The organism is Streptomyces sp. ADI96-02, assembly GCF_003846185.1.
GTDB lineage: Bacteria > Actinomycetota > Actinomycetes > Streptomycetales > Streptomycetaceae > Streptomyces.
Genome location: NZ_ML123034.1, coordinates 64,361 through 83,127 on the forward strand (window position 1 = coordinate 64,361; position 18,767 = coordinate 83,127).

At 72.0% G+C, this 18,767-nt stretch carries 19 protein-coding genes; 11 read left to right on the forward strand and 8 right to left on the reverse strand.

Features of this window, described 5'->3' with window-relative positions; translation table 11 throughout:
- Positions 1–474 precede the first annotated feature (474 nt).
- The 6 genes from EES43_RS00235 (at position 475) to EES43_RS00260 (ending at position 5,905) form a co-directional block, all read left to right on the forward strand.
- On the forward strand, positions 475–1,137 hold the full coding sequence (locus EES43_RS00235) for a hypothetical protein (protein ID WP_124266737.1): 663 nt from the start codon (positions 475–477) through the stop codon (positions 1,135–1,137).
- A gap of 87 nt (positions 1,138–1,224) precedes the next feature.
- Entirely contained in the window at positions 1,225–1,833 is a 609-nt protein-coding gene (locus tag EES43_RS00240) for a copper resistance CopC family protein (RefSeq protein ID WP_124266738.1), read from the forward strand.
- Positions 1,823–3,880, forward strand: coding sequence for a cytochrome c oxidase assembly protein (locus EES43_RS00245; RefSeq protein ID WP_124266739.1), 2,058 nt, complete (start codon positions 1,823–1,825; stop codon positions 3,878–3,880). Before EES43_RS00240 ends, EES43_RS00245 begins: the two co-directional genes overlap by 11 nt.
- The gene (locus tag EES43_RS00250; RefSeq protein WP_124266740.1) at positions 3,877–4,536 is read left to right on the forward strand and encodes a DsbA family protein; all 660 of its coding nucleotides are present in this window, start codon (positions 3,877–3,879) and stop codon (positions 4,534–4,536) included. Before EES43_RS00245 ends, EES43_RS00250 begins: the two co-directional genes overlap by 4 nt.
- Positions 4,536–5,114 carry a carbonic anhydrase gene (locus tag EES43_RS00255; protein ID WP_124266741.1) on the forward strand — a complete coding sequence of 193 codons (579 nt, stop codon included), beginning with the start codon at positions 4,536–4,538 and terminating at the stop codon, positions 5,112–5,114. Before EES43_RS00250 ends, EES43_RS00255 begins: the two co-directional genes overlap by 1 nt.
- A 116-nt stretch (positions 5,115–5,230) precedes the next feature.
- The gene (locus EES43_RS00260) at positions 5,231–5,905 is read left to right on the forward strand and encodes a DUF4232 domain-containing protein (RefSeq protein WP_206429970.1); all 675 of its coding nucleotides are present in this window, start codon (positions 5,231–5,233) and stop codon (positions 5,903–5,905) included.
- A 169-nt stretch (positions 5,906–6,074) separates the two neighbouring features.
- Here the strand turns inward: EES43_RS00260 and EES43_RS00265 are convergent, their stop codons facing one another.
- From EES43_RS00265 to EES43_RS00280, 4 genes are all read right to left on the reverse strand, one after another.
- Positions 6,075–6,812, reverse strand: coding sequence for a DUF2071 domain-containing protein (locus EES43_RS00265; RefSeq protein WP_164493083.1), 738 nt, complete (start codon positions 6,810–6,812; stop codon positions 6,075–6,077).
- A complete protein-coding gene (locus EES43_RS00270; RefSeq protein ID WP_124271717.1) occupies positions 6,809–7,114 on the reverse strand; it encodes a metalloregulator ArsR/SmtB family transcription factor in 306 nt (101 codons plus the stop codon). The genes EES43_RS00265 and EES43_RS00270 overlap by 4 nt, the downstream gene beginning before the upstream one ends.
- Entirely contained in the window at positions 7,107–7,469 is a 363-nt protein-coding gene (locus EES43_RS31090) for a hypothetical protein (protein ID WP_241192300.1), read from the reverse strand. The genes EES43_RS00270 and EES43_RS31090 overlap by 8 nt, the downstream gene beginning before the upstream one ends.
- Before the next feature lie 305 nt (positions 7,470–7,774).
- A complete protein-coding gene (locus EES43_RS00280; RefSeq protein WP_124266743.1) occupies positions 7,775–7,954 on the reverse strand; it encodes a hypothetical protein in 180 nt (59 codons plus the stop codon).
- 486 nt (positions 7,955–8,440) lie between these two features.
- Here EES43_RS00280 and EES43_RS00285 point away from each other — a divergent pair, with 486 nt between their 5' ends.
- The 4 genes from EES43_RS00285 (at position 8,441) to EES43_RS00300 (ending at position 12,925) form a co-directional block, all read left to right on the forward strand.
- Entirely contained in the window at positions 8,441–9,616 is a 1,176-nt protein-coding gene (locus EES43_RS00285) for an N-acetylmuramoyl-L-alanine amidase (RefSeq protein ID WP_124266744.1), read from the forward strand.
- Positions 9,617–9,902: 286 nt separating this feature from the next.
- Positions 9,903–10,340: a hypothetical protein gene (locus tag EES43_RS00290; RefSeq protein ID WP_124266745.1), complete on the forward strand. Its 438-nt coding sequence runs from the start codon at positions 9,903–9,905 to the stop codon at positions 10,338–10,340.
- Between the two features lie 165 nt (positions 10,341–10,505).
- Positions 10,506–11,681 carry a PLP-dependent cysteine synthase family protein gene (locus EES43_RS00295; RefSeq protein WP_124266746.1) on the forward strand — a complete coding sequence of 392 codons (1,176 nt, stop codon included), beginning with the start codon at positions 10,506–10,508 and terminating at the stop codon, positions 11,679–11,681.
- A complete protein-coding gene (locus EES43_RS00300) occupies positions 11,678–12,925 on the forward strand; it encodes an MFS transporter (protein WP_124266747.1) in 1,248 nt (415 codons plus the stop codon). Before EES43_RS00295 ends, EES43_RS00300 begins: the two co-directional genes overlap by 4 nt.
- 90 nt (positions 12,926–13,015) lie before the next feature.
- Here the strand turns inward: EES43_RS00300 and EES43_RS00305 are convergent, their stop codons facing one another.
- From EES43_RS00305 to EES43_RS00315, 3 genes are all read right to left on the reverse strand, one after another.
- Entirely contained in the window at positions 13,016–13,894 is an 879-nt protein-coding gene (locus EES43_RS00305) for a hypothetical protein (protein WP_124266748.1), read from the reverse strand.
- Positions 13,891–14,460 (reverse strand): RNA polymerase sigma factor, encoded by a 570-nt coding sequence (locus EES43_RS00310; protein WP_124266749.1) that lies wholly within the window; start codon positions 14,458–14,460, stop codon positions 13,891–13,893. Before EES43_RS00310 ends, EES43_RS00305 begins: the two co-directional genes overlap by 4 nt.
- Before the next feature lie 340 nt (positions 14,461–14,800).
- Positions 14,801–16,336, reverse strand: coding sequence for an MFS transporter (locus tag EES43_RS00315; protein WP_124266750.1), 1,536 nt, complete (start codon positions 16,334–16,336; stop codon positions 14,801–14,803).
- Positions 16,337–16,540: 204 nt separating this feature from the next.
- Here EES43_RS00315 and thpR point away from each other — a divergent pair, with 204 nt between their 5' ends.
- A complete protein-coding gene (thpR, locus tag EES43_RS00320; protein WP_124266751.1) occupies positions 16,541–17,176 on the forward strand; it encodes an RNA 2',3'-cyclic phosphodiesterase in 636 nt (211 codons plus the stop codon).
- Between the two features lie 127 nt (positions 17,177–17,303).
- Here thpR and EES43_RS00325 read toward each other — a convergent pair whose 3' ends face one another.
- Complete coding sequence (locus EES43_RS00325; RefSeq protein ID WP_124266752.1) at positions 17,304–18,308, reverse strand: GNAT family N-acetyltransferase; 1,005 nt, start codon at positions 18,306–18,308, stop codon at positions 17,304–17,306.
- Positions 18,309–18,767: the final 459 nt, after the last annotated feature.

Consider the following 18,767-nt stretch of genomic DNA (forward strand, 5'->3'; position numbering starts at 1 on the left):
GGATTCCCACCCGACACCAACCACCCGTGCCCGACACGGCGTCGCCGCTTACGGCCGGCCCCCGAACCGTCATCGGCAACCCGACCAGCGGGTATCTCCCAGAACCAACCCTCATGCCTGTCCACGGAGCGGATCCCGATCCGGAGTCGACGTCAACGGTCCGCCGCCCGGGCATGACTCGACTTGGCGCCCCTCCTTCTCCAACGACCGGAAAGAACGGCCCGAACCCCCTCCCGAAGCCGACCGCCCCAGCGACAGGACTGCTCCTGGTGCTCGTTCCGGTGCCGGAGGCCGAGTGCCCCTCGGAGCGCCGGGGCGCGGCCGGCGGACCGCTGCCCGGCATCCGTGCGGCTGCGGCTCCCGCCTCCGGCCGTCGGCCCCGCGGAGGGGATGGGTAAGCTTCGAGGGCCGTACGGGCCCCCTGTCCGTCCCGCGGCCGGCACCACCTCTCCGATCCTCTGGAAGCCACACCCGATGCGCCAGTTCCGTTCGCAGCGATCCGCCTCTCCGGCGACCGGTGTGCTGCGCGGCATGCGCGTCGGCGGGCTGGCGGCCCTGTGCGTGCTGCTTCCGCTGGTGGGCCACGTGCTCACCCGCGGGCACGCCCCGCGCTGGGTCCTGGTGGCGGCGATGGCCGTGGTGGCGCTGCCCGGGGCCGCCGTCCTGACCCGGCGGCGGCTCACGGACACGCAGTTGCTCATCGCCCTCGCGGCCACCCAGGCCGCCTACCACGCGGCCTACTCGCTGCCGGGGGCCTGCGCGACGGTCGGCGCACCGGGGCTCGACCCCACGGCCTGGATCGAGCACGGGGCGCCGGCCGGGCCGCCGGCGGGCGTCCTGCTCGCCGGGCACCTGGTCACGATCCTCCTCACCGCCAGGTTGCTGGGCCTGACGGAGCGCCTGCTGTGGCGGAGCAAGCCGTTGCTCAGAGCGGTACTCCGCGTCCTGCGGTTCATCCGGCCGCTCCTGAACCGCGCTCACGGTTCCGGCCCCCGGGCGGCGCTGCCGGAGGCCCCCTCCCATGTGAAGCCGGCCGTTCTGGCCCTGCTCCACGAGGGGCGCGCGCCGCCGCGCCGCGGAGGCACCTCGTTCGTCCTTCTCCGGCCGACGCCGACCGGTGGTCCCTGCCTGCCCTGACGGGTGCGCTGCGCGGTCCGCCCGGCGGGCCGGTGCCGTACGTCCCGGCGGCTCGTACCGCCGGGGGACCACAGGAATCCCTCTGCCATGTCCTTCTCCCACCGGCGTGCCGCCCTCAGCGCCGCCCGCCTCCTCGTCGTACCCGCGGCGCTCGCCGCCGTCGCCGTCGCCGCGGCTCCCGCCGCGGCCCACACCGATCTGGAGGCCAGCAGTCCGGCCGCCGACGCCGCGTTGGCGGGTCTTCCGCCGCGCATCACCCTGACGTTCAGCGATCCCATGACCCAGAAGTACGCCAAGGTCGCCGTGACCACGGCGGACGGGAAGTCGGTGGCGGAAGGCGCGCCGGAGGTCGCGGGCAAGACCGTCACGCTCGCCGTGAAGGACTCCGCTCCCGGCACCCGCTACACCGTCGGCTACCGGGTGGTGTCGGCGGACGGGCACCCGGTCTCCGGTTCGTACGACTTCACGGTGAAGGCGGCTGCGAGCGCGCCGGCTCCGTCGCCCGACGCCGAGGACGAGCCCGCCGAGGACGCCGAGCCCAGCCCTTCCTCCTCCCCCGCCGTCGCGGGCGGCTCCGGCCCGGAACCGGCCGGTTCGAACGTGCCGGTCGTCGTCGGTGCGGTCGCCGCGGGCGCCGCTCTCCTGGCGGGTGGCGTCGTCCTCGCCCGGCGCAGGCGTGCCCGCCATGGCGTCTGAGGCCGGTACGCACGTCGCGGGGCGGCGGTCCCGGCTGCCCGCGGTACTCGCCGCGGGGGTGCTCTGCGCCGTCGCCGCCGCCGTGGCGGCCGTCCGGGCGGGCGGAAGCACGGCGGTGGAGGTCCCGGGGATCTCCACCGCCGGGGCGTTGACCGCGTGGGGGCTTCCCGTCGCCCGTACGCTGACCGACGCGGCGGCCGTCACCACGGTCGGGGCGCTGTTGCTCGTCGTCGTCCTGCTTCCCGGCGGCAGAAGGCTCACCGCCGTGCAGGTGCGGTATCTCACCTGGGCCGCCGTCGCGGCGGCGGCGTGGAGCGCGACCGCGGCGGCGGCCATGGTGCTGACCCTGTCGGATCTCTTCGCGCAGCCGGTGGGCGACATCCTGACCGCCGAGGCGCTGGTCGACTTCGTCGTCACCGACGCGCAGGGCCGCTCCTACGCGCTGATGGCCGGCGCGGGCATCGTGATCTCGACGTTCTGCCTCGGCGTGACGAGGGCGCGCTGGGCGCGCCCGCTGCTCCTGGTGGCGCTGGCCGGGCTGCTTCCGCCGGCCTTCAGCGGCCACTCGGCGGCGTCCGGCAATCATGACGCGGCGGTCACCAGCCTGGCCCTGCACGTCCTGGGAGCCGGCGTGTGGGTGGGCGGCCTGGTCTTCGTGCTGGTCGTCACGGCCCGCCGGGAGGAACGGGCGGTCCAGGTGGTGCGGCGGTTCAGTCCGCTCGCGGGCTGGGCGCTGCTGGCGGTCGGGACGAGCGGCGCGGTGAACGCGATCGTCCGTCTTCCCGGTCCGGAGTCACTGGTCACCACCCCCTACGGGCTGCTGCTCCTCGGCAAGTCCGCGGCGCTGGCCGTGCTGGGCGGAATCGGCTGGTGGCACCGGCGTCGACTGCTGCCCGCCCTCGCGGCCGGCGGACGGCGGGCCTTCATCAGGTTCGCGGCGGGCGAGCTGCTGGTGATGGCGGTGGCGCTCGGGCTGGGCGCGGGCCTGTCCCGCACCCCGGCGCCGAACGCGGGCGGCGAGCCGGTGTCGCCCGCCGAGGAGCTGCTCGGATTCGCGATGCCGCCCCCGCTCGGGGACTTCCCGTGGACGCCGCTGTTCACCGAGTGGCACTTCGACCCGGTGTTCGCGTTCGGCACGGCCGGGGCCGGTCTGCTGTACCTGTCCGGTGTACGCAAGCTGCGGGCCCGGGGCGACCATTGGCCGGTCGGGCGTACCGTCTCGTGGCTGGCGGGCCTGGCGGTGACGGTGGTGGCCACGATGAGCGGCCTCTCCGTCTACGGCAAGGTGCTGTTCAGCGTCCACATGGGCCAGCACATGATCCTGGCCATGACGGTGCCGATCCTGCTGGTGCTGGGCGCCCCGGCCACGCTCGCCCTGCGGTCGCTGCCCGCGGCGCCCAAGGGCGAGCCGGACGGCCCGCGCGAGATGCTGACGAAGCTGCTGCACAGCCGGTACGTCGCGGTGATCTCGCATCCGGCGGTCGCCGGCGTGCTGTTCATCGGCAGCGCCTTCGCCGTCTACTACACGTCGCTGTTCGAGACCCTGATGCGCAGCCACCTGGGCCACATGTTCATGCTGGTGCACTTCCTGGCGGTCGGGCTGCTGTTCTTCTGGGTCGTCATCGGCGTCGACCCCGGACCCCGCCGCCCGCCTCATCTGGGGCGGCTGTTCGTCCTCATCCTGACCATGCCGTTCCATTCCTGGTTCAGCATCTCCCTGATGAGCTCGACCAGCCTGATCGGCGAGGGCTGGTGGTCCCTGCTGGACCGCCCCTGGGTCCGGTATCCCCTCGAAGACCAGTACGACGCGGGAGCCATCGCCTGGGCGACGGGCGACATCCCCGTACTCATCACCACCGTCATCCTCGCCATCCAGTGGGTCCGCTCGGACCGGCGCGAGGCACGACGCGTCGACCGGCAGATCGACCGGGGCGACGACCGAGACCCGCTGGCCGCCTACAACGCCTATCTGGCGAGCCTGCACGCCCGCGACCGGCGTCCGCCCGCACGGGCGGCCCGGCCCTCCGACTCCACCGAGGAATCATGAAGAAGCACCTGTACGTAGCCGCGGTCATCGTGGCCTCCTTCGCCGCCGCGCTCGGCTCCTTCCTGCTGTTCTCGCCCGACGACCGCGGCAGTGGAACCCTGAACGTACGGCCGGCTGCCGAGGCCCTGCCGCTGCGCGAGTCCAGCCACCGCCTCACGACCCCCGCCCGCAGCGAGTTGACCATCGTGGAGTTCCTCGACTTCGAGTGCGAGGCGTGCGGCGCCGTGTACCCGGTCGTCGAGAAACTGCGCGCGGAGTACGGCGACCGGGTCACCTTCGTCGCCCGCTACTTCCCCATGCCCGGACACCGCAACGGCGAACTGGCCGCGCGCACCGCGGAGGCCGCCGCCCGGCAGGGCAAGTTCGAGGAGATGTACGGAAAACTGTTCGACACGCAGAAGCAGTGGGGCGAGGCGGCCGAGAGCAAGGAATCCGTCTTCCGCGGCTACGCCGAGCAACTCGGCCTGGACATGAAGCGGTTCGACGCCGATCTGGCCGATCCGAAGACCGCGGAACGGGTCCGGGCCGACCAGCGCGACGGCCTCGGCCTGAACGTACAGGGCACGCCGACCTTCTTCTTCGACGGAATGGCGATCAGCACGCCGGGCTCGTTCGAGGCGTTCAAGGCGGCCATCGACGAACGGCTCAAGAGGTGATGGAACGGGCGGAGAGCCCCCTGCGGCAGCTCATCGACCGGGCACGGGTCTACCCGGCTCTGGCCGCGGCCCACAAGGTGGCGCTGGACGACCTGGTGGCCGGGCCCATGCCCGGGGCCATGGTCATCTCGTGCTCGGACGCCCGGGTGGTGCCCGCGTTCGTCATGGCGGGATGCCCCGGCGACCTGTTCGAACTCCGCACCTACGGTGGCCGCGTACCGCCGTACCAGGCCGGGGCGACGACCGGGGAGGCCCGGACCATCGAGTACGCGGTCAACGAGCTGAAGGTCTCGGACATCATCGTCTACGGCCACTCGCACTGCGAGGCCGTCGTCCCCGTCCACGACCGCAGGACGACAGAGGTGACGGATGCCTCGGACGCGACGACCGCGACCGGAGAACTGACGGCCGCCGGACACTGGCACGTCCTGCGGCAGCTCGACGCGCTCGGCGGCTATCCGTGCGTCGTGCCGCTGCTGGCCGCGGGGTCGTTGCGCCTGCACGCCTGGTTCCACGAGATGGAAACCGGTACGACCCTGGCCCACCGCCCGCGGGCCAACGCGTTTTTGCCGCTGTGAGAGGCCGTTGGGCGACTGCCTCGCGGTTACCAGCTCGTGACGGGACCATGACCGTGTCGAGGGAACGCCTTCGGCCCTCGCTGCCGTCTTGTTGTCTGCACAGCGCAGTTGGCATCGTGCGCGTGCTCGACCGGCCCGCGCGCATCACCAGGAACAAGGGGATTTCCATGGGCTTCACCGACTCCACCGCATCCGTTCGATCCGTGTTCGTGCGGGCCGGCAGGGTTCCCGTAGCCGTGACGGCCGCCGCGGCTTTGACCCTCACCCTCGGTGCCTTCACCGCCGAGGACGCGAACGCCGCGGGCGGTACGGGGACGCGCACCGCCGCCGCTGCCACCCCGGCCTGTACCGGCGCGGAGGTCAAGCCGTCGATCGTGCACGGAACGGACGCCGACCCGGACCCGCACGCCGGCCAGACCTCGGCCGTCCTGCTTCTCACCAACATCGGGAAGCGGACCTGCACGGTCAAGGGCCACATGGGGGTCGACCTGATCGCCGCGAACAAGGACCGCTGGAGCCTCGCCCGGCAGAAGAAGGTCTCCGAGCGGATCACTCTGAGGCCGGGCACGGCCACCATGGCCGAGCTCACCTTCCTGCCCTGGAACGCCGAGGAGCAGGAGGGTTCCGGCGCTGAGGAGTTCAAGCCCGTGAAGGTGGCGATGACCCCGCCGAACACCACCACCACGACCACGGTCTCCTGGCCTTGGCCGAGCCTCGGCCTGATCCGGCAGGACGGGGCCACGCACCCCGGCACCTGGGTGAGCCCGCTGGAGGGCACGGCGACGTCCTGACTCGCCGGGGCCGGTGACCACCCTGTGTAGGGGACACCGGCCGTGAAGGGGGCCCGGGGCCATGGCCCCGGGCCCCCTTTCCCGTTCCTGATCCCCGCGTCCGCGTGCTCGTCCGGGAAGCGGGCGCGGGCCGTGGCAATGCCTCGTCGGCGCCCGGACGGCGAACCGGTCAGGCTGAGGCGCCGCCGCGGACCAGGGCCGGGAGTGGTCGCCAGTCGGCGGGGACGCCGCGCATGACCAGAGCACAGTCCAGGGTCGCGCTGCCCGGCGGGAAGCGGTCCGGGTCGTCGAAGAAGGACGACGCGGCGGAGCGGATCCGGACGGCTTCCATGTGCCAGGCATCGGTGCGCAGTTCCATGCCGTCCAGGTGGCGGCCGGAGCTGGTGGCCGAGAAGCCCCTCGGCCCGCCTCGGAAGAAGCGGGAAGCCTCGGCGAGATCGGCGAAGAGCTCGCTGTCTCGCACCTCGTCGGACAGTTCGGCGGTGACGTCCACTCGGGTGTCGCCGTCCCGGGTCGCCAGGGCGACGCGTATCCGACCGGGTGTCTCGTGCACCTCGAAGTCGGCTCGGCCGTGTTCGCCGGGGAAGAGGCGACCGCCGGCCCATGCGTTGATCCGGGAGGCGGTGTCGCGTCGTGGGGTGTAGACGCCGGTCTCGACTCCGTCCGGCCCGTCCCATTCGACGGCGATCCGGTGTGCCGCGTTCTCGCTCCGCAGTCCGAACGCCCGGGGCGCCCGAGCGGGCCGGACACTTCCCAGGCGCAGCAGGCAGATGCCCGCCACCGCGTAGCCGTTGACCAGTTGCGGGCGCAGGGGCCCGGGGAGCAGGCGTGCCGCCGCATCCGGGGCCACGCGGTAGTTCACCAGCAGCCGTCGTTCGACGACGCTGGACAGTCGTGGCTGCCTCATGATCCCTCGCTCCGCGCCCCGGTGCGCCACGTGGTGCGGCGCAGCACGATCTGTTCGGGGCAGACGGCGCTGAGGAACCGGCCGACGCAGGTGGCCAGGCGGTCCTCGGCCAGCGTGTAGAGAATCCGGTTGCCCTCCCGTCGCTCCGTGACCAGTCCGGCTCCCTTGAGTACGCCGAGATGCCGGGAGATGGAAGGCGCGCTGATCGTGAACCTGGCCGCGATCTCGCCGGCCGCGAGTTCACCGCCTCTGACCCATCGACCGCCGTTTCGGCGGCGGGGCTCTGCCGTCCGGCTACAGATCCAGCAGCGCCCACACCCGACGCCCGTCGTCCGCCGTGTCCGTGCCGCACGACACCGCCCCCAGCCTGGTCAGTTCCCGCAGTACCGCGTCATGCGCCGCGGCAGGACCGGGGCAGTGGGACAGGGCGACGATCAGCGCCTGCCGGGACTGGTCCGCCAGGTGCACGGACACGCGGCGACCACCGTCCGCCACGGCGGTCCGCACCAGCAACTCCGTCACGCCGGCGGCGACTTGGTCGATCTCCCCGTATCCCCACTCGTGCAGCCGGCCCAGCACACGCCGCGCCGCCCTCCCCGCAGACCACGGGGCGGCCTCCAGCGCCCAGTTCGCCGACCGCCGGTTCCGCACGTGCATCCGGGGCCGCGCCGCGCCCGCAGGCCGGGTGTCCGGGCGCGGCGGAGAGATCGGCCGCTTCGGCGGGGGCGGAGTCTTCGGCGGATGGTCCGGAGTGTGCTCGACAGAGGCCATCGGGGCTCCCAGCTTCGGCGCGGACCAGCCATCGTAGACCCGGCCCGGCGGCCCACGAGCGGAACGGGACGACTCCTCCAGCCTTCCGAACTCCGCAGTGCCGGTCACAGACATGCGGCCCTGCCTCAGTCCGTGCGGCACCGCTCGGTTCCGGAGAGGTCGAGCGCGAGCGCGAGAGGTGCGGGGCAGCGTCAGGCGGCCGGCATGGGCACGTTGACATGCGTGCCCACGTTGTTGACGAGCCGTGTCTGGACGTGGGAGGTCGGGTCGAACTGCTCGGTCTGGTCGTTCTTGGCGGTGGTTCCGTTGTTCTGCAGAGTGAGGCGGCCGTCGTAAGGGTTCTTCAGGGGCGGCGACGAGAATGCGGCCATGACCGGGCAACGAATGAGCAGGGACGCGCGTCCGAAGCCTCGTTCCGGGCTATCGCCGCATCCGCCCGTTCGGTCGTCCGATACTCGACCTGAATCTCGACCGGCTTGTTGATCGTGGCTGCGTTTCCTGTGCCCGGACTGAAGAAAACCATGGAAAGCGAAGAACGCACAGCGCGGGCTTGTCCACGCCGTCGAGGACCTGGCGCGGTGAACGCAGACGTGTACACCGCAGGCGGACAACACCCAGGTCGGGAGGGTGGAAGACCTCGGCGTCCGAGGGGCGTTCACCGGCGGCTTCGGTGCTGCGGCCGGTAGGGGAAACCCAAACATCTGATCGTAGGATGACCCCAGCTCTCAGGCGTGCGAGGCATGTCGCGACTCTGGTCGGATACAGCGTCGCGCACCCTCGTACTGCGGCTTGAGGCAGGTGACGACATAGGGAAGTTCATGCAATTACGTAAGACGATCCCCGCAATTGCTTTCGGCATGGTGTCATTGGCGACGCCTCTCGCCACCGCGAGTGCCGGCATTGCCGCGACGGCGAGTGAGGCGGCGTCAGCAGACTCCTCCCAGGTCGAGGACGCCACGCTCACCGACGACAACGGCAAGCCCACCGGCGCGCTGTCCGCGAAGGCCGTATCACCGGCCGAGAAGGTGTTCTCCACCGGGAAGATCACCGGCGAGCACTTCTCGTCGATCGGCCTCAGCTGGAAGAAGGAATCCGCCGTCGACGGCGGGCTGACCGCCGAGACCAGGATCCAGCGCGACGGCGTCTGGGGGTCGTGGCGGGACATTCCCCTGGAGCTTGACGAGGGTGTGGCCAGGGAAGCCAAGCGGGGAGGCGCGCCCGCTTTCTACACGGACGACGCGGACGGGGTGGAGGTCCGCTTCACCTCTCCGCAGGAACGTCTGCCGCAGGACCTGCGGCTGTCCTTCATCGATCCGGCCCAGAGCCCGACCGCAGCCGTCTCGGACCGTCAGGCGCGCTCCACGCAGGCCGGACAGCCGGAAGTCAAGCTGCGGAAGGACTGGGGGGCGAACGAGAATCTGGCCGATCCCGGGTACAAGACCCAGTCCTCGATCAAGGCCGCCCTCGTCCACCACACCGTGACGGGGAACAACTCCTACACCCAGGATCAGGTGCCGCTGATCATCAATGGCATCTACGTCCACCACATCACGAACCTCGGCTACGGCGATTTCCCGTACCACTTCATCGTCGACCGTTTCGGCGGCATCTGGGAAGGCCGCAAGGGTTCCGTCGAAATGCGGCCCGGCACCGCGATTCCCGGCATCCTCGGCGGCCACGCGGCAGGCTTCAACACGAACACCTTCGGCGTCGCGATGCTCGGCAACTTCGAGCCGAACAACAGTGAAGGAGGAGAGAACACCGGTCCGGACCCGAAGCCGACCGAAGCCATGACCAACAGCCTGGCCGACCTGCTCGCCTGGAAGAGCGGCCAGTACCAGCTGGCGCCGGAAGGCTCCACGCAGCTCGTCTCGGCCGGCGGAGGCGGCGCCAACCCGCACCCGGTGGGCACCGTGCTCGACGTTCCGGTCATCTCCAGCCACCGGGACGTGAACGTCACGACCTGTCCGGGCGGCAAGCTCTACGAGACGCTTCCCGCCCTGCGCGAGAAGGTGGCCGAACGGCTCGGCTGAGTAACACGCCGGGGCGCCCGTGTTCCTCTTCCCCTCCGGACACGGGCGCCTCGGCACAACGCCGAGCGGTACGAGACGTTTCCCGGCACGGTCGCGCCGGCGAACGTCTGCCTTCACCCGATGAGGTGAAGCAGCAGGATCGAAGTCGTCTTCCTCCCGCACCGGCCGACGCCGTGCCGGCCGAGCCGCGGCCGTGCTCCGCCCGCACTCCGGCTCCGTGCGACACCGCATCGCCGCGCGTCACTGATGAGAACTTTATGTGCGGACGTGATTACTCTGTGCGTCCATGAGGGCTGGTCCGGGTTCCCGAAACAGTCGATTCCGGCCGGGGGCCGGGACGGCGCTGCTGGTGTTGCTCGCCGCCCTCGTTCATGTGCTGGCCTGTTCCCATGGACCGACGGCCGCCACCGGGTGGCGGGCGGACGCGATCGTGGCGGCCACGGCTCCCGCCGGCCCGCTCTCGGCGGACTCCTCTCGGCTCCCGGCCGCCCTGCTTCCCCCCACCGGCGGCGAGGACTCGGTCTGTTCGGACCTGGACGCCCCGACCCTTCAGCCGTCGCGCGACCTCCCAGCGGGGGCGCAGAGCCCCCAGGACCGTCCGCACTGCGTCGAAGCCGCGTTCCGAGCCCCGGCGGGGCCGCTGCTCCTCCCGGCTCGCGCCGCCTTCTCCGACGCGTCGTCCACGGGGCGCGCGAGGGCCCTGCTCGGCGTGTGGCGGACCTGATCAACGCCTGAGGGCCCCTCCCCGCGATCCCCCGCCTCGGCGGCCGTCCTCCGGACGCGCGCGGGACACCCCGGGCCGCCCGTACGGCAGTCGATCAGCTCCGTCCTTCCTCCCTCGACCCACGGCCGTGGCCCCGCGTGGCCTCCGCCGCAGGAGAGACTCGCCATGGAACACCTCCGTCCTTCCGCCCTGCCCGACGACGCCTCCCTGCCCCACGACACCGTCGTGCCCGATTCGCCGGCCCAGCTCCTGGCCCGCGTGAACCGCCCCGTCCACACCACGGCCCAACTCGTCGGCGACACGCCCGTCCTGTGGATCGGCGCGCCGTTCAGCGGCTCCGGTTCCGGCTTCTGGGCCAAGCTCGAAGGCCACAATCCCGGCGGCATCAAGGACCGGACCGCCCTGTACATGGTGCGCAGGGCCCGCGAGCGCGGGGCGCTCCGGCCCGGCGCCCGGATCGTCGAATCCACCTCGGGGACGCTCGGCCTCGGCCTGGCCCTGGCCGGGTCGGCGTTCGGCCATCCCCTCACCGTCGTCGGCGATCCCGGCATGGAGCCGCTGATGACGGGCCTGCTCACCGCGTACGGGGCGGAGGTCGACCTCGTCGACCGCCCTCACCCGACCGGCGGCTGGCAGCAGGCGCGGCGCGCGCGGGTCGAGGAGATCCTCGCGGCCCACCCCGGCGCGTGGTGCCCCGACCAGTACAACAACCCGGACAACGTGGCGGCCTACGCGCCGCTCGCCCACGAACTCGTCGCGCAGCTCGGCCGGATCGACACCCTCGTCGTCTCCGTCGGCACCGGCGGCCACTCGGCCGGCATCGCGTCCGTGCTGCGCCGGTACTTCCCCCGGCTGCGCGTGGTGGGCGTCGACACCACCGGTTCGACGATCTTCGGCCAGCTCGCCGCGCCCCGTCTGATGCGCGGCCTGGGCAGCAGCATCTATCCGCGCAACGTCTCCTACGGCCTGTTCGACGAGGTCCACTGGGTCGCCGCGCACGAAGCGGTCTGGGCGGCGCGCTCCCTGGCCCGGCAGCACTACGCCACCGGAGGCTGGAGCGTCGGAGCCGTCGCTCTGGTGGCCCGTTGGGCCGCGCGCGAACAGCCCGCCGAGAACCGTATCGTCGCGGTCTTCCCGGACGGCCCCCAGCGGTACGTCGGCACCGTCTTCGACGACGCGTACTGCGAGGAGCACGGTCTGCTGGGCAGGCCGCCCGCCGACGATCCCGACGAGATCGACGACCCCGGCGAACGCACCGTCATCCGCTGGACGCGGTGCGCCCGGGTGAGCGATCCGCTGGCCGCCGCCGAGCCGCCCGCTCTCAGCGGAGCCGCCCGATGAAGCGGCTGTGGCGGCAGACCCGCTCCTTCCCGCCGGCCGTACGGCTGCTGATGGCCAACCAGTTCGCCATCAACCTCGCCTTCTACATGCTCATGCCCTACCTCGCCGCGCACCTCTCGGGCGGGCTCGGGCTCGCCGCCTGGGCGGTCGGGCTCGTCCTCGGCGTACGCAACCTCTCCCAGCAGGGCATGTTCCTCATCGGCGGCACCATCGCCGACCGCTTCGGCTACAAGGCCCCCATCATGGCCGGCTGCCTCCTGCGGACCTTCGGCTTCGGCCTGCTCGGCTGGGTCGACAGCCTTCCCGCCCTCATCGCCGCCTCGGCCGCCACCGGCTTCGCGGGGGCGCTCTTCAACCCGGCGGTCCGCGCCTACCTGGCGGCCGAGGCGGGGGAGCGCCGCGTGGACGCCTTCGCCGCGTTCAACGTCTACTACCAGGCGGGCATGCTCCTCGGCCCTCTCGTCGGCCTCGCCCTGCTGGCGACCGACTTCCGCCTGGTCTGCGCCGTCGCCGCGGCCGTCTTCGCCGCCCTCACGCTCCTCCAGGCGCGCGCGCTGCCCACGCGCGGCGGAAGGAGCGCCGCCGGAAGCGGCGGAGTCCTCGCGCAGTGGCGTACGGTCGTGGCCAATCGGCCCTTCCTCCTCTTCTCCACCGCGATGATCGGCTCCTACGTGCTGGCCTTCCAGGTGTATCTGGCTCTCCCGCTGGCCGCGGGAGAGGCCATGGGCGACGACGGGACTCTGGTCACCAGCGGGCTGTTCGTGCTCTCGGCGGCGGTCGCCGTCGTCGGCCAGCTCCGTCTGACCAGCCTGGCGAAGCGGCGGTGGACTCCCACGGCGGCGCTCGTGCGCGGTCTGACGTGCATGGGGCTGGCCTTCGTGCCGCCGGCGCTCGCCCCGCCGGGCGTCCCCGCCGCGCTCGTCGCCGCGCTCGCCGCGGCCGTGGTGCTGCTGGCGGCGGGCGGAGCCGTGGTGTACCCCTTCGAGATGGACACGGTGGTCGCCCTGTCCGGCGACCGCCTCGTCGCCACGCACTACGGCTTCTACAACACCGTGTCGGGTGTGGGCATCACCGTGGGGAACCTCCTCACCGGCGCCCTGTGGGACTTCGCCGAACGTCACGACGCGCGCTGGCTGACCTGGTGCGCCCTGTCCTCCGTGGGACTGGCGTGCGCGGCGTCGATCGCGGCCCTCGCCCGCCGGGGCCGGCTGACGGCCCGGCGTCCGGAGCCGGCCGTCGCGTAGCGGACTCGGCCGGGACCCCGCGGTCGCGCACCGGCTCGACGCGATCGCGGGGGCCCGCCGTTGGGTGTCGGCCGTCCCCGGGGCGGGTCCTCATTCCCACGCCCTGATGGGGTGGCGGCGGGCGGACGCGATCAGGGGCCGGGAGTTCTTGGGTCTGGGCTGGAGGCCGTCGTGCGCCAGCCGGGAACGCGCCTGCTGTGCGGGGTCCGCACCGATGAGGTTGCGGATGTGGTGGGTGAAGTCCGGGTCGGTGAGGGGGAGGTCGAAGTCGTCGACGTATCCGACGGCCGCCGGTACGTAGTCGAGGACGGCTCCCACCTCGGCGGGCACGGGTGCGGAATCCGTCTTGAGCGCGCCGAGGATGCGCAGGGCGGTGGGCAGCAGGCTCGCGTCCGTCGCGGTGACGGCCTTGAGCGCGGCGCTCACGTCATAGGGCACGTCGTCGGGCGTGTCGGAGTCGTCCGCCGGTCCGCCGCCGGAAGGGTCGTCGGACGCGTCGGTGGAGGGCGCGCTCCGGAGCAGTTCGCTCTGCTCGTGCCACCACCGGGCCGGCCCGTGCTCGCCGAGGGCAAGGTGGTGGAGATAGAGGCAGTAGGCGGAGGCCGGGTCCCCGGCCCCGGCCGCGTACTGCCACCAGAAGCGGGCGTTCTCCTCGGACTCGGCGAGTTGGAGGATGCACCCGAGGACCCGTGCGCCGGACGGTTCGGGGAGTTGGGGGGTGAGGAAGGTGTCCAGGGTGCGCAGAGCGGCGGTGTGGGTGACCACGGTCTCGCAGAGGGTCTGGAGGTTCTGGGCGGCCTCGTGTGCGGTGGGCCCGGCCGGTGGTGCCGGGATCGCGGGCGGCGGGGCCGTGTCGTAGGCGTGCAGACGGGCGAGGACACGTGCTTCGGCCGCGTCGATGTCGTCCTGCGTGTACGGAGTGGAGACGAGGCGGGCTCGGGAGAGGAACTCGTCGACGTGGGGCGTCATCGCTGTCCTTCCATGGTGCGGTCGGGCCCGAGGATCTCCCGGAGTCTGCGCAGGGAGTGACGGACCGTGGAGCGGACCGTGGCCTTCGTCATGCCGAGTACGGCGGCGACCTCGGGCGCGTTCATTCCGTGGAGGTAGGTCATCACCATGACGTCCTGCTGACGGTCGGTCAGCCGGCGCATGGCCCGAAAGAGGGCGAGGGATTCGGTGATCTGACCGATGGGGTCGACGGCGTCGCGCAGGGCGACCGTGTCGAAGGCGGCGTCGTCGATCAGCGGGGGCCGGCGCGCGCGGGCCCGGGTGTGGTCGATGACCTTGTTGCGCATGACGGTCCAGGCGTACGCCGCCGGATTCTCCTTGAGCAGCACCTGGTCCCAGCTGCGCAGCAGTTGCTCGAAGGTGCTGTCGATGGCCTCTTCGGCGTCCTGGCGGTGGTGGAGGAACGTCTCGGCGTAGTGGACGTAGTTGGCCCGGTTCATCTGGTGGAACGCCGTGAACGAGAGGTCCGGGTGCGACGGGGTCACGTGCTGGGCGCCGGAGGTGTCGCGGCTGCGGCTCTTCGTCACCGGCCGTCCCCGCGCGCTCGGTGGCGGCTCGTCCCGTCGACGTCTGCCCCGACCACCGCGGCCGTCGCGGTGCGCGGCGGAGCGACGGCCGCTCCCCCGCGTCCGCGCGCCGGGGCGGCGAGGATCGTCAGGTCTCCTGCGAGTCGGGTCGTCACAGACGTTGGCCCCTCTCCTGTGAAGGTCCGGGCTGCGGCTGGTGTGTGCCCGGGAGTGCGCCGGAGTGCGCCTTCATCCAGAACGACGACCCAGGGGGCGCTGATGTGCAGTGGCAATCCGAAGAATGTCACCCCGGGGCGATGCCCGGTGACCGACAGGTGTTCCCTGCGGCTTATGTCCGCCGTCAGGCCGTCGGGGCGCCCGGCGGTGCGCCGGGCTTCCCTCCCGTGCCGGCGGCGGTTCCGCCCGGTCCGCCGGTGTCGTCCGCGCCGACCACGGACAGCGGCGTCGCGATGTCCTCCAGCGACCTCTGCTCGGCGGCCACCGCGAAGAACACGGCCACCAGGCCCGCGAGCACCATCAGGGCGGCCCCGATGCAGAACGCGAGCACGGCGTCCGCGACGACACCGCTCGACGTCAGACTGGAGAAGATGAGCGGTCCGGAGATGCCGCCGGCCGCTGTGCCGATGGCGTAGAAGAAGGCGATCGACATGGCGCGCGTCTCCATGGGGAAGATCTCGCTGACCGTCAGGTACGCCGAACTGGCGCCCGCCGAGGCGAAGAAGAGGACCACGCACCAGCACAGGGTCATCGTGGTGGCGGTGAGCCAGCCGGCGCCGAACATGGCCGCCGTGACGAAGAGCAGCACGCCGGAGAGGATGTACGTTCCCGCGATCATCGGGCGGCGGCCCCAGGTGTCGAACAGCCTGCCCAGCAGCAGCGGGCCGAGGAAGTTGCCGAAGGCGATGACGGCGAAGAAGTAGCCGGTCGTCCCGCTGGAGACGCCGAAGAACCTCACCAGGATCGAGCCGAAGCCGAAGGTGATCGCGTTGTAGAGGAACGCCTGGCCGATGAAGAGCGAGAAGCCGAGCGTCGCCCGCTTGGGGTAGTCGCGGAAGACGGTCCTCCCGATCTCCAGGAAGCCCACACCGCGCCTCTGGCGGATCGTGATCTCGGTCTCGGCCTCCGGCAGCGGTCGGCCCTTCTCTGCCTCGATCTCGCGCTCGACCTCGGTGACCAGTTCCTCTGCGCCCTCGGACTTCCCGTGGATGAACATCCACCGCGGGCTCTCCGGTACGTGACGGCGCACCAGGAGGATCACCAGCCCCAGGACGAGGCCGAGGGCGAAGGTCAGGCGCCAGCCGACGTCCTTGGGGAAGATGTCCGTGTCGAGGGCGAGTACGGAGAGAAGGGCTCCGCCCATCGCGCCCAGCCAGTAGCTGCCGTTGATGATCAGGTCCACCCGGCCGCGGTACTTGCTGGGGATGAGTTCGTCGATGGCCGAGTTGATGGCCGCGTACTCGCCTCCGATGCCGAAACCGGTCAGGAAGCGGAAGAGCAGGAACCACCAGAGGGAGAAGGACAGCGCGGTCAGGGCGGTGGCGATGAGGTAGACCGCGAGGGTGACGAGGAAGAGCCTCTTGCGGCCGAAGCGGTCGGTCAGCCAGCCGAAGAAGAGGGCGCCCGCACAGGCGCCCGCCACGTAGAGCGCCGCCGCGACGCCGGTGACCTGGGCGTCGGTGATCGGCAGTCCGCTGCCGTCCTCCGACAGCCGGCTCGCGATGTTGCCGACGATGGTCACTTCCAGACCGTCGAGGATCCACACCGTGCCGAGCCCGATGACGATCATCCAGTGCCATCGCGACCAGGGAAGCCGGTCGAGTCTTGAGGGCACCTTGGTGGTGATGGTGGCGGCGCCTGCCAGGTCGTTGCGGCTCATGCACGTCCCTCCTGAGGTACAGCGCTCCGTTGCTGCTGCGACGCCGCGTGCGGGTACCCGACGATCAAACCGGACAAACGGGGGGCTGCCCCGTACGCCGCGCGGGCCGTGACGCCGTCCGTGGCCGCTCGCCTTCGAACTCCGCGGAACGCGGGCCGGGCCCGTGTGCCCGCCAGGTCGTCGGCGGTCAGTACCGTACGGCGGGTGAACGAGACACCCGAAGCCGCCGGTGAACCGCTCGTCGGCGAACGGCCGCCGCCGTCGACCACCCGCGTGTTCCTGGCGCTCGCCCCGCCCGACGACGCCAAAAGGGAGCTGGAGCGGGCGCTGCACCCCGCCTGTGCGGCGTATCCGCGCCTGCGGTGGAACCGCGTGGAGGACTGGCACATCACTCTGGCCTTCCTCGGCGAGCTGCCGGTCTCCTCGGTCCCGCTCCTGATGCCCCCGCTCGCCGGGCTCGCGGCACGGCGGGGAGCGCTGCGGCTGGCGCTGCGCGGAGGCGGCCACTTCGACGAGCGGGTCCTGTGGAGCGGGATCGGGGGTGACCTCGCGGGGCTGGACGCGCTGGCCACGGACGTCCGCGCCCTGGTCAGGGCCTGTGGCGTCGCTTTCGCCGAACGCCCGTTCCGTCCTCATCTGACGCTGGCCCGTTCCCGCAGGGGCGACCACTCGGCGATCGCGGAGGCCGCCGCGGGCCTGGCGGGGTTCTCGGGGTGCGCGTGGCCGGCCGAGCGCCTTCACCTGGTCGGCAGCAACATCGGCCGCGGTCCGGGGCCGATCCGCTACCGCGACATCGAGTCCTGGGAGTTCGGCGCGCGACCCGGTCGCCGCACGACGTAGCCGCGCGGGCGACGAGCTCGAACCGCGTCGAGGTCGTGGACGGCCGTGTGGCGGAAGCCCGTCGGCTGACTGACCGGCGGCCCCTCTCGGCTGTCGCCTCGGCTGTCGCCTCGGCCGTCGCCGCCGGTCAGGTCCGGCCGGGGCCGTTCAACGGGCGGGCGTACGTCACGGATTTCCGGTCGACCGCGAACCCGGCGTTCTCGTAGATCCCCAGCGCGCCCGACGGGTTGTCGGTGTCGACGACCAGCGACACCGTGTCGTATCCGGCGTCGCCCGCCGCGTGCAGAACATCCGTCAGCAGCGCTTGCGCCGAACCGCGTCCGCGCCGGGCGCGTCTCGTGCCGAGAAGGCTGACATGGCAGTCCCGCCGGCCCGTCGCGGCCGTCTCCGCCTCGCTCTCGTGTGCGATCAGGTAGGCCGCCACCTCGTCGCCCGCCATCAGGAGCCGTGACAGCGCGGGCCGGAACGACTCGGTGCCGGTGACCCACGTGCGCCAGTCCGCGGGGTCCATCGGGACGAAGTTCCAGTGGTCGCGAAACGCGTCGTTGTGCGCGAGCCGTGCCGCCTCGTCGTAAACGGCCTCATAGGGGATGGGCCGGGTGCCGTCGCGGTCGGCCGGGGAGCCGGCGGGGGCGTCGCCCACCGGCCGCTTCATGTCGAACCACCAGCGGCACGGGGTGTATCCGAGCTTCTCGGTCAGCCTCAGCAGGTTCCCGTCACCGGCCTTGCCCTCCAGCAGGAGCTCGCCCGGCAGGGCCGACAGCTCCCGCTCCGCCGCGTGCTGGGCTCGGGCGCGTTCCTCCAGCCACTCGACGAGCCGGGTCCCCAGGCCGTGCCGCCGCCACTCGGGGTGGACCGCCGCGTCTCCCTGGAAACGGGCGACGTCCACCGCGCCGTGGGGGGTGTGGAGCACGGCGTACGCGGCCAGGCGCGGCCCGTCCCAGAGCCCGAGCGTGTCCTGCCGCGCGTCGAGATTCGGGGCGGCCAGGATCTCGGCCAGGTCCGTGGCGCCGACGTGCGCGCCGGTCCGGTCGACGCGTTCGGTCTCCTCCCGGAGCCTGCTCCAGGCCGCGACGCTCTCCCCGCTCAGCGGCCGAGCGTCCATGTCGCTCACGGCGCGGTCTCGTTCCATGGGTGCCTTCCTTTCGGGGCGACGGGAATGCCGGAGGTGCCGTGTATGCCAGGGACGCCGGGTCGAGGATCGCACCCTTTCCGCCGACGCCACGGCCGACGCACCCGGAAGGGCCCCGGCCGCCCTTGATTGCCGTATTCCGGCAACCGGACAGGGGCTCGACACTGCCGGTTCGTGTCCTGTCGCCTGGTCGTCGGCGTGTGGCTCAATGCTTCCTGAGTGAAGGGGGAAGTGAAGATGATGAAGACGACTGTGCGGACGGTGGAGAAGGCGCGGCGGGGGCGGCCGGGGAGGCCGTGGCTGCGTGTCGCGGCGTGGGCGGTGCTCGGAGTGGTGTTACTGGGGTCGTCCGCGGCCCCGGGGCTGGCGGTGCCCGCCCGAGTGGCTACTGAGCGGTCCTTTCTGGACGCACGGCCGTGCGTCGGCCGGGAAGCGGCGGGGGCGGCGGGGTCGGACGCG

Coding starts and splice junctions, on each gene's coding strand:
- EES43_RS00255 (WP_124266741.1), top strand. CDS start 4,536: ATGGAACGGGCGGAGAGCCCCCTGCGGCAGCTCATCGACCGGGCACGG.
- EES43_RS00300 (WP_124266747.1), top strand. CDS start 11,678: ATGAAGCGGCTGTGGCGGCAGACCCGCTCCTTCCCGCCGGCCGTACGG.
- EES43_RS00285 (WP_124266744.1), top strand. CDS start 8,441: ATGGTGTCATTGGCGACGCCTCTCGCCACCGCGAGTGCCGGCATTGCC.
- EES43_RS00235 (WP_124266737.1), top strand. CDS start 475: ATGCGCCAGTTCCGTTCGCAGCGATCCGCCTCTCCGGCGACCGGTGTG.
- EES43_RS00250 (WP_124266740.1), top strand. CDS start 3,877: ATGAAGAAGCACCTGTACGTAGCCGCGGTCATCGTGGCCTCCTTCGCC.
- EES43_RS00295 (WP_124266746.1), top strand. CDS start 10,506: ATGGAACACCTCCGTCCTTCCGCCCTGCCCGACGACGCCTCCCTGCCC.
- EES43_RS00240 (WP_124266738.1), top strand. CDS start 1,225: ATGTCCTTCTCCCACCGGCGTGCCGCCCTCAGCGCCGCCCGCCTCCTC.
- EES43_RS00290 (WP_124266745.1), top strand. CDS start 9,903: ATGAGGGCTGGTCCGGGTTCCCGAAACAGTCGATTCCGGCCGGGGGCC.
- EES43_RS00280 (WP_124266743.1), bottom strand. CDS start 7,954: ATGGCCGCATTCTCGTCGCCGCCCCTGAAGAACCCTTACGACGGCCGC.
- EES43_RS00315 (WP_124266750.1), bottom strand. CDS start 16,336: ATGAGCCGCAACGACCTGGCAGGCGCCGCCACCATCACCACCAAGGTG.
- EES43_RS00305 (WP_124266748.1), bottom strand. CDS start 13,894: ATGACGCCCCACGTCGACGAGTTCCTCTCCCGAGCCCGCCTCGTCTCC.
- EES43_RS31090 (WP_241192300.1), bottom strand. CDS start 7,469: ATGCACGTGCGGAACCGGCGGTCGGCGAACTGGGCGCTGGAGGCCGCC.
- EES43_RS00325 (WP_124266752.1), bottom strand. CDS start 18,308: ATGGAACGAGACCGCGCCGTGAGCGACATGGACGCTCGGCCGCTGAGC.
- EES43_RS00265 (WP_164493083.1), bottom strand. CDS start 6,812: ATGAGGCAGCCACGACTGTCCAGCGTCGTCGAACGACGGCTGCTGGTG.
- EES43_RS00245 (WP_124266739.1), top strand. CDS start 1,823: ATGGCGTCTGAGGCCGGTACGCACGTCGCGGGGCGGCGGTCCCGGCTG.